Source organism: Marinomonas sp. FW-1, from assembly GCF_005222245.1.
Lineage (GTDB): Bacteria > Pseudomonadota > Gammaproteobacteria > Pseudomonadales > Marinomonadaceae > Marinomonas > Marinomonas alcarazii.
Genome location: NZ_CP025987.1, coordinates 3,831,250 through 3,844,980 on the forward strand (window position 1 = coordinate 3,831,250; position 13,731 = coordinate 3,844,980).

Annotated in this window: 12 protein-coding genes; 5 read left to right on the plus strand and 7 right to left on the minus strand. The window is 43.2% G+C overall.

Going from position 1 to position 13,731, the window contains the following annotated elements; all coding sequences use genetic code 11:
- Positions 1-68 precede the first annotated feature (68 nt).
- The 3 genes from C1X04_RS17775 to rph all read right to left on the minus strand — a co-directional run bounded on the left by C1X04_RS17775 (position 69) and on the right by rph (position 4,287).
- Positions 69-2,483 carry a bifunctional diguanylate cyclase/phosphodiesterase gene (locus C1X04_RS17775; protein WP_137170598.1) on the minus strand — a complete coding sequence of 805 codons (2,415 nt, stop codon included), beginning with the start codon at positions 2,481-2,483 and terminating at the stop codon, positions 69-71.
- An 18-nt stretch (positions 2,484-2,501) separates the two neighbouring features.
- A complete protein-coding gene (locus C1X04_RS17780; protein WP_137170599.1) occupies positions 2,502-3,293 on the minus strand; it encodes an ABC transporter substrate-binding protein in 792 nt (263 codons plus the stop codon).
- 274 nt (positions 3,294-3,567) lie between these two features.
- Entirely contained in the window at positions 3,568-4,287 is a 720-nt protein-coding gene (gene rph, locus C1X04_RS17785) for a ribonuclease PH (protein WP_137170600.1), read from the minus strand.
- A 213-nt stretch (positions 4,288-4,500) separates the two neighbouring features.
- Between rph and C1X04_RS17790 the strand changes: the two genes are divergently transcribed.
- Positions 4,501-5,367, plus strand: coding sequence for a YicC/YloC family endoribonuclease (locus C1X04_RS17790; RefSeq protein ID WP_110577067.1), 867 nt, complete (start codon positions 4,501-4,503; stop codon positions 5,365-5,367).
- A 47-nt stretch (positions 5,368-5,414) separates the two neighbouring features.
- Here C1X04_RS17790 and C1X04_RS17795 read toward each other — a convergent pair whose 3' ends face one another.
- Positions 5,415-6,389, minus strand: a complete 975-nt coding sequence (locus C1X04_RS17795; protein ID WP_137170601.1) for a GlxA family transcriptional regulator — start codon at positions 6,387-6,389, stop codon at positions 5,415-5,417.
- 114 nt (positions 6,390-6,503) lie between these two features.
- On the opposite strand from C1X04_RS17795, the gene C1X04_RS17800 reads away from it, so the two are divergent.
- Positions 6,504-7,109, plus strand: coding sequence for a LysE family translocator (locus C1X04_RS17800; protein ID WP_110577069.1), 606 nt, complete (start codon positions 6,504-6,506; stop codon positions 7,107-7,109).
- A gap of 47 nt (positions 7,110-7,156) precedes the next feature.
- On the opposite strand, the gene C1X04_RS17805 is transcribed toward C1X04_RS17800, so the two are convergent.
- Together C1X04_RS17805 and C1X04_RS17810 are read right to left on the minus strand one after the other, a co-directional pair.
- Positions 7,157-8,506, minus strand: coding sequence for a type II toxin-antitoxin system HipA family toxin (locus tag C1X04_RS17805; RefSeq protein ID WP_137170602.1), 1,350 nt, complete (start codon positions 8,504-8,506; stop codon positions 7,157-7,159).
- Entirely contained in the window at positions 8,496-8,786 is a 291-nt protein-coding gene (locus C1X04_RS17810) for a helix-turn-helix transcriptional regulator (RefSeq protein WP_110577071.1), read from the minus strand. The genes C1X04_RS17805 and C1X04_RS17810 overlap by 11 nt, the downstream gene beginning before the upstream one ends.
- A gap of 631 nt (positions 8,787-9,417) precedes the next feature.
- On the opposite strand from C1X04_RS17810, the gene C1X04_RS17815 reads away from it, so the two are divergent.
- From C1X04_RS17815 to C1X04_RS17825, 3 genes are all read left to right on the plus strand, one after another.
- On the plus strand, positions 9,418-9,732 hold the full coding sequence (locus C1X04_RS17815) for a helix-turn-helix domain-containing protein (protein ID WP_137170603.1): 315 nt from the start codon (positions 9,418-9,420) through the stop codon (positions 9,730-9,732).
- A 12-nt stretch (positions 9,733-9,744) separates the two neighbouring features.
- Positions 9,745-10,983, plus strand: coding sequence for a type II toxin-antitoxin system HipA family toxin (locus C1X04_RS17820; protein WP_137170604.1), 1,239 nt, complete (start codon positions 9,745-9,747; stop codon positions 10,981-10,983).
- A 117-nt stretch (positions 10,984-11,100) separates the two neighbouring features.
- A complete protein-coding gene (locus C1X04_RS17825) occupies positions 11,101-12,414 on the plus strand; it encodes an ATP-binding protein (protein WP_137170605.1) in 1,314 nt (437 codons plus the stop codon).
- A 130-nt stretch (positions 12,415-12,544) separates the two neighbouring features.
- Here the strand turns inward: C1X04_RS17825 and C1X04_RS17830 are convergent, their stop codons facing one another.
- Positions 12,545-13,729 carry a hypothetical protein gene (locus tag C1X04_RS17830; RefSeq protein WP_137170606.1) on the minus strand — a complete coding sequence of 395 codons (1,185 nt, stop codon included), beginning with the start codon at positions 13,727-13,729 and terminating at the stop codon, positions 12,545-12,547.
- Positions 13,730-13,731 lie beyond the last annotated feature (2 nt).

Here is a 13,731-nt window from a genome sequence, read left to right on the forward strand (position 1 = left end):
AGGCGCAAAAACGCGCACAATGACTGACATTTAGCGCCAAAATCATTAAAAAGAGAGAGAACGACAGATTAAACGCTTTCGGTTTGTAGCGGAAAAACCGTCGCACTACGCAGATATTCAGTGGCAAGATCTTCTCTTACTGGCATCGAAAAATAATAACCTTGGTACGTTGTACAACCAATGCTGCTTAAGATCTCTTTTTCAATGAGCCTCTCCACACCTTCTGCCAAAACCGTCACGTTCATATGCGCTGCCATTGAGAGGATAGTGTTAATAATCACATGGCTCTTAGGGTCGCAAGAAAGATCTCGGACAAAAGATTGGTCCACTTTTAATTGGTTAATGGGGAAGTGCTGCAGATAACGTAACGACGAATAGCCAGTGCCAAAATCGTCAATAGAAAAACGGATACCCTGTTCTTTCAGACGCCACATTTTCTCTGCAACAGAAGAGATATTCTCGACCAGCATGCCTTCCGTGATTTCCAGATCGAGCAGATCCGAATCTATTTGAGCCGCCTCTATGACACATTGGACGGTTTCGACAAAGTTCTCTTTGGCAAATTGGTGCGGGCTGATGTTCACCGCCACCCCTTTAAATTCGGCTGGCAAGCCCATGGTTTGCCAAACTTTCAATTGCTGGCATACCGTTTCAAGCACCCAATTACCCATGTCATAAATGAGACCTGTTTCCTCAGCGACGGGGATAAAGCGATTTGGAGGCACCAAACCAAGCTCTTTATTAAACCAGCGTAACAGTGCTTCGAAGCCGATCAGTTCGCCATTTTTATTGACCTGAGGTTGGTACGCCAAATACAACTCATCATTGCTAATCGCACTGTGCAGCGCCTTTTCAAGTAACGCACGCTCGGTGACTTGCTGTTGCATGCCTTGTTGATAAAAACGGAAGGCATTTCGGCCACTTTCTTTGGCTTCATACATGGCCGTATCGGCATAACGTAAGATCTGCACACCATTGGCATCGTCCTGTGGAAACAAGCTAATGCCAATACTCGCAGAGATAAATAAATCCGTCTGCTCCAAACGAAATGACTGAGACAACTGCAGCAATAATGTCTCTGCCAATACGGTCACTCTATTTTGTGCTCTTTCCAAATCATCAGCGAGCACTGGAACCAACAAAACGAACTCATCGCCCCCCATTCGAGCCGCAATATCAGCATCAGATAAACACGATAAAATACGCTTTGACGCTTCAATCAACAGCGCATCACCAATATGGTGACCCATAGAATCATTGACGTTTTTAAAGCGGTCTAGGTCAATAAACAACACAGCACCAATGTGGCCATCGTTCTGTGCCGTCGAGATAACACTGTCGATGTTCTGATTTAAAAAGCGTCGATTAGGTAAATTGGTTAACGCATCGTAATAGGCTAAAAACTGAACTTGCTCTTGGTCTAGTTTACGCTGTGTGATATCACGAAATGACGCCAGAAAGCGCGCCTCATGATCCAAAATAATAATGTTCCCACACACTTCAACAGGGAAATCGATGCCATTACTGCGACGATAATTAGTCTCATAAACTTGAGCTTCACCCTGAGACCATTCAGCCCACTCTTTTAATCGCTCTGGTGTATGATCAAAATCGATTTGCTGGATGTTTAACGTCAATAATGTGTGTTTATCATAAGCCAATAGTCGACAAGCCTCGTCGTTACAATCGAGAATCTTCCCTTTTAAATTGGTCAGTAACATACATTCACTGGACTGGTGCAGTACCGCTTTGAAATAGGCTTCACTTTTCGCCAGCTCTGTCTCAACCTTCTTACGTTTATGCCAGAGTGCCGTAATCGTTCTTGCTAAAATGCCCAATTCATCTTCGCGAGCATTCTGAGCGAAACTCAACTGAGCTGGGCCATTATCCTCTTGATCTAGCTTGCCTAACTGTTCAATCATTCGAGAAAGCGGGTGAGAAATTTGCACGTAGAACAACATAAACATTGCCACACCAAGCAACAATGCCGATACCATTGACGTCGCCAGTAAGCGGACATTACGGCGTAAGAAACCATTTGTTACAGCGCCGCTGTCTATGGTGACAATCACACGCCCCACAATGAAGTGAGGGCCGCGCCTTAATGTCAGTTGGAAGTCCTGTGGTAATCCGCTGAATACTTTTTCAGATAACCCGCGAAAAAACATGGGCTCCAAAGGGCGATAGGTGCTCGCCAGTTCGTAACCCAAATCATCTTCCAAGCGCGCTTTATAAAAACTATTCGAACGCATCAACCCAACAAGTACTTTTTTGGCCAAATCCTCATCCAATGAATACGCCGCTTCAGTCGCTGCATTCTCGGCGATATACAAGGTCGACATAACATGAGATTGAATGGCCGCTTTCTCGTCTTGCCAATCCACAAAGATTTGCAAAGCGCTCATCGACAAGCTGAGCAATAAAATCAGCATCAATGCCCATTTGGCTTGTTTATAAGAAAGACGCTTACGAAGTGGTAACATAATTCCTCACGCTATGCGCTAATGTGATAGAGACGGAAGACCATATCTTTCGAATATCACATCCCTCTCTCCACTTTCATTCAATTCCATTAACCCTTTGTTCAAAAGGTCGCGCCACTTTTCAGCGTTCGGGTATTTCTTGCTAAAGCAGACGGCATAATGATCTAAGCCAACCCCAAAAACATCATAAAAACTAAGCTGATCAATGACGCCCATGCGCCTTGCCGCAAACATAGCGCTATCACGCTCCGTCATAAAAACCTCTTTGTTGCGACGCAGCACGAGATTAATACCTTGATCTAATCCAGGAACCGAGTAATAAGGAATATCGGCCCCCTGCAAAATATCAGTCTGAGACCAACCATTTACTGCCGCAACGTGATATTGATTGAGCAAAGCTAAGTTCGGCGTTTCACCGTCCAGAAAACCGCGCCGAGTAACAAACGCATTAGATGAATCGCTTAACGGCGCAGAGAAAAGCGCAAAAGTTTCACGCCCTGGAAGCCTCCGACAAGACACAGCCCCCAGTACCAAACCCTTTTCAACATCACGCATTATGCGCTTCCAAGGTGTTAGCTCTATTCGTACCTGCACGCCTTGCGTTGCGTAAGCCGCACGTAATATATCCACATCAAAACCGTACACAGCGTCCTCATCAAAACCTTCCGGAGGCGGAATAATGTCAGGATCAATAATATGAGGCGGCAAGTGAATGGTGTGTAAAACGATTTCTTTGGCATGAATAGCCGTAGCAGGTATGAATAGGAAGCCCAAAAGACACGAAATAAGAAAACGAGGGAATCCTTTCATATTGACGCTGTTCTCTGCTCTATTCAGGGGAATTTGACCAAAACATCACCGATTTACCATTGTATAAATATGCAGCAGAACACAAAGTGACTCAAGCTTTAAACGCCCTAATAGCGGCTGCTTTGCAAATTGTTACAAAACAAAAAATCACCGCCTTGGGATATGACAGGCAAAAAAAATCTAGCCGAAGCTAGATTTTAGAAATGCTTAATAAGAAACCTGGACTCTCTACCGACTTCCATTAACCACAGCGATAAATATTATTTATACGCTTCTACTTTTCAAACAAAGCCGCGCGCTGCGCTTCCATAATTTCATTGATGCCCTTACGAGCCACAGCCAACATACCAGCCATCTGCTCATCACTGAACGCTTCGCCTTCTGCAGTGCCTTGGATTTCAATGAAACCGCCTTTATCGTTCATGATCACGTTCATGTCCGTTTCAGCATTAGAATCTTCTGGATAATCCAAATCCAACACAGGAACACCCTGATAAACGCCCACAGAAATCGCTGCGATTTGCGATACGATTGGATTTGCTTTGACCTTTTTGTTCTCCACCAAGACACGCATCGCATCCGCCAACGCCACAAAACCGCCAGTAATAGAAGCAGTACGAGTACCGCCATCCGCTTGAATAACGTCACAGTCAATCGTGATGGTGTTTTCACCTAATTTTTTAAGATCCACAGCCGCACGCAAAGAACGACCAATCAAACGCTGAATCTCAACCGTACGACCCGTTTGCTTACCACGAGCCGCTTCACGATCCATACGGCTGTGCGTAGAACGAGGCAACATACCGTATTCTGCTGTAATCCAACCTTGGCCCTTGCCTTTCAAAAAACGCGGCACGCCAGAAACCACAGTCGCCGTACAAATAACTTTCGTGTCGCCACATTCGATCAGCACAGAGCCTTCGGCATGCTTAGTGAAATTACGTATAATTTTAAGTGGACGTAATTGATCAGCTTCTCTTCCGCTTGGACGCATATTTGCTCTCTCTATCGATAAACATCATAAAGGCGCAATTATAACGAACCCACGCAAAATTGCGCCCCCGACAAAAGGAAAACATGACATTGAGCACACCTGTCGAACAAAGTCTGGTTAGGCTACAATGTCGCCTCTATTTTTAACAAAGTATTGGCAAGCACAGTAATCGTGCAAAGGCCTCTCTATTTATTTTTTACTTAGGTACTCAACATGACAGCAAGCATGACCGCCTTCTCACGCCAAGAAGCCGTATACGATTGGGGCACCATCAGCTGGGAAGTGCGCTCCGTAAACCAGCGCTACCTAGAACCCAACTTTCGTCTACCTGAAAACTTCCGCGAGCTTGAATTTGCGTTTCGTGACGTGCTTCGCAAAAAAATAAACCGCGGTAAACTAGAATGCCAACTGCGCTTCCAAGGCGTCGACAAAGCGGCCACCAACCTGACAATCAACCCAAGTAACGCTCAAGCCTTGGCAAACGCCATCGAAACCCTTGGCACTTGGTTCAAAGACCTCGACCCTGCCAACCCATTAGACATCCTAAAATGGCCAGGCATCCTAAGCGACGAAGGCAACGACTTTGAAATCATCAAAAAAGCGGTCGTGGAACTCTTTAACAAAAGCGTCGACGAACTCATCCAAGTTCGCCTACGTGAAGGCGCACAACTAAAAGACATCATCGAACAACGCCTAGACGCCATCGATGCCATCGTCGCAGACGTGCAAGCCAAACTGCCGGAAATCATCGCCGCGCAAAAACAAAACCTACTGGACAAACTGGAAGCCGCCAAAGTCGAACTCGACCCAATGCGCGTAGAAGCGGAAATCGTCCTACTGGCACAAAAAGCCGACGTCGCCGAAGAACTGGATCGCCTAGCGACCCACACCAAAGAAGTGCGCCGTCAGCTACAACAAAAAGGCCCCATCGGCCGCCGCCTCGACTTCCTAATGCAAGAACTCAACCGCGAAGCCAACACCCTTTCGTCGAAATCCATTGTGGTAGAGACAACGCAAAGCGCTGTGGAATTAAAGGTTTTGATTGAGCAAATGCGAGAACAGATTCAAAACATCGAATAATTTCGAATGGTAAGTGGGTGGCGATGCTATCCACTTCTTCGCTATCACTATATCGGGTCGCGGCGGCATTGCCCTGGCGTCATTCCAAATCTTTTTTTAAATATTTTACACAAATAACTGGTATCCCTGACACCAACTTCATCTGCGAGTTGCGCAAGGTCATGGCCAGAATGGGTCAATCGCCAGTAGACATGTTGTAATCGTAACTCTTGCCAATAATGACGCGCGGAAACACCGAGCTTTTGCTGAAATAAGCGGTCCAATTGACGTCGACTAATGCCAATGAGCGAAGCAACCTGTTCTACGGTTATTGTCTGTTCTAAGTTTTCTTGCATCAAAGAAACCGCTCTATCCATATGACGATTCCTGTATAGTCCTTGCTCTGACGATTTCAGGCGGTGTTGCATACTGCGATTTTCATCAACCAGCATATCCGCTAAGCCTTTTTCTGCTCTCGTCTGACCTACATGGTTTTGCAAAATTGCCACTGCAAGATCGATAGCTGCGCTTCCACCAGTACAACTAATCAGCTTGCGGTCAAAATGATAAAGCTGTTCATCTTTTACGACTACTTTTGGGTAAGTCGCTTTGAATTCACTATGATGTCGCCAATGAACCACGACTTGATGACGATCTAGTAGCCCCAACTCTGCAAGGGTAAAGCAAGCATTATCGATGCTTACTATTGGTATTCTTTTGGCGGCAACGGTTCGAATAAAAGAGCGGTAACAAGCTGCCTGTTGCTGTGATTCAATCGCAGTGCGACTACCAAAGAACACCACATAGTCAAAATTCGCAAGCTGCACCTCACTAGGTTCGAGATCTACATTTATTGGAATCCCACTACTAGAAACAACTAATCCCTTGGTGTGAGATAAAATTTTCCATGAACAATACCGCTGTTGACTGTTATCGGCTTCATCTGCTGAAAAACGGAGCTTATCCAAGAAGCCACCAAACGGAAGCATGTTAAAATTATTTAGAGGTATCAATAGAAAGCGGACACCATTTTCATCATTCATTTGTCGCCCACCCTTTGTCTAAATAGTCGTACTTTGCGTCCAAATAATACCATATATAATGTTAAAGCTGAGAGATACTAAACCCAATTCAGTTTCTCAATTATTTGGTGAGTTATGACGTTTGAAATTTGGTGTGTATTTGCTTTATCTGCTCTAGGGCTTGCTTGTGTACCGGGCCCTAACTCACTATTGGCACTGAGCCATGGTGCTCGATATGGTTATAAAAAAACAATTTGGACGATATGTGGAGGTATTAGTGGCTTCTTCATATTGATCACGATAGCAATGCTCGGATTAGGCACGCTACTAAAAACCAATCCTGAGTTAATGATTGGTCTTCAATGGCTGGGCGCATTATACCTAGCATGGTTAGGTTTCAATTTGTTTTTCGCGTCTGCAAGTAGCTTAGAGCAAACAACAGTGGTTTCTACTTTGCCTAAAGAGCTATTTAAACAAGGTTATTTTGCAGCATTGTCTAACCCGAAAGTCTTGCTATTTTTTACTGCATTTTTAGCTCAGTTTATAAACCCAGACGAGGCATTTATTCCACAGTTTCTGGTGATAACATTGAGCTTTCTTTGCATCGAATTCGCCGTAGAGTTTTGCGTGGCGAGGTTAGCTGATAGGGTTCAAACGCTACTTTTGGCCAATGGGCGAATTTTCAATCAGTGTTGTGGTGCGCTATTCTTACTGTTAGCGATAATGGCTATTCTATTGTGAATGGCAAAGCTATTCTTTTATTGTGAATTGAAAAGTTTGTTTTACTGTCATTGAAAAAGCGCTGCATTTTCCTGTTTGCGCTGATCCAATGTCTTAGCAATCGCAGACACTGTTGTTTTACTGATCCCTTGCTGCTGTGCCAGATACGTAAATAGACTGATGACTTCTGCGACTTCTTCAATGACTTGCCTTGCATCATTCCAATTCGAAAAGCCAGCACTGGTAGCAAGTTTTTGCATCACCTTAAGCGGTGGCGCTTTGCCATAACCTCCGAACGCAGTGGCGTGTTCGTTAAATGGATGCGGGCTGTAGGTAACATCGTAAAAAGGTGCAGGATCCCATTGACCATCGTCTGCTTGCAAAAACGCCCAGTTTTTACTGTGGTCGTCTTGGTTAGACGACAGCAGGTTAAAAACGGCGCGGCGAAATTGCAGTTGTCCAGCCGCTGGAGATTTACACAACTGACGGCTGGCTTTAATTAAATCAATGTAATCTAAACTTGGTGTTCGAAAGTCTGCATCCAGCAGCCCACACGCGCTGTGCATATGCAATCGACCTGAACTACGATTGCTGCTTAAATTGGACTGCTCTGTGACATAATCGAAACGCTCGAGCGCCAACCAAGCAGGCGCACCGCTTGAGGATGGTGCTTCAATGAGTTGCCATAGCGGTGGTTGACACTTAGCTTGCTCAGCCATTTGTAAATAGACCGCCTCACACAAACCTTCTTCATGGCCGAGCGCGAGATTTTTAGAAGTAAATTTAATCAGCCACGCTTCATCACCAGGCTGAGCGAAGGTTCGACAATGCTGAGTTTCCCCAGCAGGCATATAAATTTGTGCCTTAGGTCTTGCCCCACCCGAACTACCACCGGCGACTAATGCGGCCAACACCTGCTGAGTATGTCCATCTAACTCATCGTGATTATCATCCATATAATCTGACATTGAAGCATCGAACAGCGTTTGCGCTTCTAAGCCTAAAGTAGCTAAATCAATATCCGCGTGCGTGGTGGCTGAAAACTCAGACACCGGAGAAAAAGACAATGCTCCCATGCCTTTATCACCAACAAAGGCCAGCCTATCCATCGCGGTTACTTGATTTGGCAAAATGCCCTTTTGCCGGAAAATACGATCTTGTAACAGCATGCCCCAGCCATCGGGCAAACAATCTCCAAATACGCCATGTACACCTTGGTGCGGCGCTTTAGGTGCGACTTGAACTTGCGCGTTCGCATGCAAGGTAAAAGGTGATAAGTTGTCAAACTGCTGCAAATAGCTGTCTGCATACTGAAAAAAAACGCCTTGCCGATTCTGCGCCAAGACCCCTACAGCAACCTGCTCACCTGATCTTAGCGTTCGAGTTACATTAAGCTTCTGAATGGGTTTAAAACTCATCTTTTAGCACCTCATCAATACTCGTGGGTATAGCAGCGCGTTCTTTGCTAGGTTGCGTGAGCTGATAAAACCTATCTAGCGAATCAAGGGTCTGCCATAGCAACAGCAATTGGCGAAATGAAATTTGCCCGGTCAGCTCAAATTTCTTAATGGTGGCCGCAGGTACACAGCTTCGCTCAGCAAGCGCCGCTCGTGACAGCTTTGCCTGCTTTCGTAACTCACGTAAATAAGCTGCATAGGCTTGGCTTACATCGGTATCATCAAGTAAGGTAAAATTCATCAGCAAAGACAAAATGGATACAGTTATATCCATAATAGCAAAATAAAACAGAAAATGGGTATTATTGTATCCATTGCTAACCACTAAGATTTAGTAAAAGCCATAGGCAAGTAGTGGGCAGTTTGGTGGGTAAACAGGCATTTTCGAACGGTTTCTTTTCGATAACTTATTGGGTTTGTTAGGGTCCAGGCCGCTACTCAATGAACAGATACAAAACATCGAATAGATTCCTAGATAGAAAGTTCCCCGTCGAAGAACATCTAGAAGCCCTGTATTACCTTGTGAAGAGCATTGAAAATACAGGGCTTTTTTATTTTTCCCGCCCAAATCCGTTTGCAGAAATCCGTTACCACAACCTGTTAAGTGGTGGACACCATGGTGAGCTATTTAGAGACACAGCTGCCGTAATACTGGCAGCTTTGCCCCAAATGCCCAAGGGGTAAGCGATGTGTTACAGCAAAGGAAGTGTGAGACAAAGAATGAAAGTGAAGCTATAAATTCTTTATACACTGAAAAATGAAAATATAGTTTCACTTTAACCTGCTTGATAATATCAAACGAACCTTTACCCAAAGTCAAAAATGAAGCTATACTTTCACTATCTGAAGATTTAAGAAAATATAGTTTCTCTATGAATACCATCAAATCAACAGCAAAACGCACCGCCGTCGTTTTTCCAAAGCACAAAAAGGTGTTAAGCATCTTGGGCGAGAACTTAACTCTGGCGATGAAGCGACGCGGCATTACCCAAGAAATGCTGCACGACAGAACAGGTCTGTCTAAACCAACGTTACGAAAAATCCTAAAGGGTGATCCTTCCGTTTCGCTTGGTCACTATGTCAACGTATTAGCCTGTTTAGGTCTCTTGGAAGACCTAGCCAAAGTCGCCTTTGATGACGAGCTGGGAAGAAAGCTGCAAGACATCCAATTGCTGAACAAAAAATAAGAGTGTCGCATTATGGAAATCTACGTTTATGCTGATTGGACTGATTCAACCGACCCTATATTAGTTGGCACATTACGATCGTCAGAAATTAGAGGCAAAGAACATTTCAGCTTTAGTTATGACAGGACATGGCTAACTTCTAATTATGTTCGCCAAATTGACCCTTCTTTAAAACTATTCGTTGGCGACCAACATGCGCTGGCTGATAAGAATTTCAAAACATTTCTAGACTCATGCCCCGACCGTTGGGGTAGATTGTTAATGCAGCGCAGAGAAGCAGTGGTTGCTAGACAAGAGAAACGGCGAGCAAAAAACCTATACGAGACGGATTACTTATTAGGTGTTCACGATTCATTTCGCATGGGAGCACTACGCTTTTGTACATCACCAACGGGTCCATTTTTAGACGATAGCCATGAGCTGGCAGCACCTGCAATAACCAGCTTACCCGAGCTACAATATGCCGCTAACAAAATCGAAGAAACTCCGGATTTAGATAATCCAGATTATCTAAAATGGCTCAATATGCTGATCTCACCGGGTTCATCACTAGGCGGAGCCAGACCAAAGGCGTCAATTAGAAATCACGATAACAGTTTGTGGTTAGCTAAGTTTCCCAGTCGTCACGATGATTACGATATTGGCTTATGGGAGTTCATTGTTTATCAAATGGCCATAGAGTCAGGCATCGCAATGGCTGAATCGAAAGTCGAAGCCATTGGCAGACATCATACTTTTTTAACAAAAAGGTTCGACCGTACCGAAACAGGAAAGCGACTACACTTCAGCTCTGCGATGACTCAACTAGAGTACTTTGATGGTCAGGATGATGGAGCAAGTTACTTAGAGCTGGCTGAGTTTCTGATCCAACACGGTTCCAATACTCGGCAAGACCTCGAACAACTGTGGACCAGAATACTGTTTAACATCATGGTCTCGAACTGTGATGATCATCTGAGAAATCACGGATTCATTCTGGAGCCCACTGGCTGGCGACTATCTCCCGCCTACGATATCAACCCTATGTTATACGCCTCTGGTCTACACCTTAATATTGATGACGTAAGCAATGCGCTTTCGATTGACTTAGCATTTGACGTTGCAGAGTATTTTCACGTTAGCGACAGTAAAGCCAAGGCCATTCACAAAAGATTGTTAAAGGCCGTTTCACAATGGGAAGTCCTTGCCCAACAAATGGGTATCCGCAAAGAAGAAAGGGAACTATTGAGAGACTGCTTTATACTCGACTAGAACACATTTACACTTTTATGCGCGTAAAAAAGCAAAATTACACACTTTTATGCGCATAAAAGTGTGTAATTAGTTATAGTATAGACCGTTAACAATCTTAATTGGCGGGAAATAACAATGCAGCGCAACTTACTCAACGCCCTAATAGCATGGAAAAACCAACCTGCTCGCAAGCCGTTATTGATTGATGGTGCAAGGCAAACAGGTAAAACGTATCTGCTGCAGGAATTGTTTGGTAACACCTTTGCCAACATCCTTCGTATCGATTTTCTTGAAAACCCAGCCTACAAAGAAGCGTTCGATGGCTCACTGTCACCTGATGAGCTATTAATGAACATTGAGCTTTTAACCAATCAGGCGTTCAATCCAGAAACCGATCTGCTGATATTAGATGAAATTGGCGAATGTGAACGCGCTGTTACTTCGCTTAAGTATTTTGCTGAAAAAGCACCGTCTTATTTTGTCGCAGCCAGCGGTTCGAACATTGGTTTGCTCAATACCTTCCCTGTAGGCAAGGTAGAACAATACAATTTACAACCACTGACCTTCCAAGAATTTATTTACGCATCCAACGAGCAAGCGCTGATCAAAGCGTTTGATAGTCAAGCCAGCACACCCGCTGTGCACACTAAATTGATGGATAAACTAACAGACTACTTTTTTACCGGTGGTATGCCAGAAGCCGTTTCTGCTTGGTATCAGTTTAAAGACGCCAGCATTTTAGATCGGGTTGAAAAAGTCACTAAAATTCATGCGGATTTAGTTGAAGGTTATCGTCGCGATTTTGGTAAGTACGCGGGCAAGGTAGACGCCACACTGATTGAATCAGTATTTAATAGCATTCCATCCCAGCTATCACTTGTCAGCGATGAGTCGGTTAAACGCTTTAAATTTAAGCATGTGCATGAGCGCAAATCTCGTTATAGCGACTTTGAAACCGCGATCCATTGGCTTCACTGCTGCCGCTTAGCCTTGCCAAACTACCCTATTGAAGGGCTGCCAAAATCACCACTGGCAGCCTATAAAAAAGAAAATATGGTTAAACTGTTTATGTTTGATGTGGGCCTGCTCAATCATATGCTAGGCAGTAGTTATAAAGAGATTAAGCAACAAAACTACGAATACAAAGGCTATGTGGCTGAAAACTTTGTGCAACAAGAGCTCACTGCTATTGGCGTTGACCCAAGCTATTCATGGAATGACGCCCGTGCCGAGATCGAATTTATTTTGGCAACCGATGAAGGCGATATCGTCCCGGTGGAAGTCAAAAGTGGTAAACGTACCCGCGCAAAGTCACTCGCGTCTTACATCGATAAATGCGCACCAAACAAAACATTCAAACTCACTGGCACACAAGGCTCATCAGCGTTAGAGCAAACCAATATCGTGATGCCTTTGTATTTCACCCAGTATTTGCCACAGAAATGGTAAAAAAGCGTTGCGAGCCGAGGACGACACAACGTGACTTTAGGCTTAATTTAACTCTGACCAGTTTTATTTACATTTTATTTTAAATTAAGACATCCAATTATAGAAACTAGATGTCTCAATTTGAGATGATCTACTCTAGATTAAAATCATAGCCATAATTGCTCGACATAAAATTTCTGTAATTCGAAGTATCATATCCACATTTAGCTAGCCAATTAATCATGTCATCTGCGTATGAATTAAGAGACTCTTTATCCTGTTCCAAGATATTATCTACATCCGCAGTGTCTGAAAGTTTATCTAAAGCCGGAGTAGCTACTGTGTCAAACGTTACTTCTTCAATTTTACTTCCGTTGACTGGACTTAACCCAAGTAAGTCAGGCTCAAACTCTTCTTCTTTTTCAAAACTAAAAACAAATGAGTGCATATCAGCATCTCTAGAAAAAAGATCAACTGAATATTTCATACTACTTTTCAAAGAAACTGTGAAGTTTCTTATTGAAGCTTCTTTAAGTATCCAAAGGACTAAACATATTTGCAGAATCTGATTCATTAGTGAATCATCTTCGATATCTATTATATAATCTTCATTCTCTCTACTTGAAAAATAGTTATGTACTTCAACAAAGCACTCTTCTATTTTTTCTTTTAACTTTGTAACACCAAGAGATTCAGTGATTATCTCTTTGAACTTAATAATTATCGTTTCTGTTGTACTTTCTTTATTTAGCCTAGTTGTCAAACAAAACAACCATGGGATACCAACAACCTTCTTCATCTGATATTGAAGTAAGTTATAAATTGATATTAATGTTTCAAAAGACATCACATTATTACAAAAATCTAAATTAATAAAGTGATAATCACCAAATCTTTTTACTCTCATCCAAGCTTCAGAATTATTTTTTTGTAGATCTTCGAAACGAAATTTTTCGACCAATGACCTTTTTTCTATCCTTTCTTTATCTAAAATCTTACCAATTTCCACCTGAGCTTTCGTGTGATCAGAATCACTATTAATAAAACCATGAAAGCCTAACCGTTTAGCACTACACCTATTACTTTTAATCATTCCTTCATATAAATAATTTATATCAAGCAAATCACCACCAGGCAAACCAAAGTAATTGATAGTTTCGATATCTTTATATTTTCTATCACCAACCATACGCTTAAATTGATCTAACCATTGCTTATCCCTAATAAACTGTTTTCTTGGTTTATGCCATGGTTTAAAATCCTGTGATAAGCTTTGCGATACAGAACCAAAAACTTCATCATCAATCAGGGAGTCATCAGAATCAAACAAACTCATAA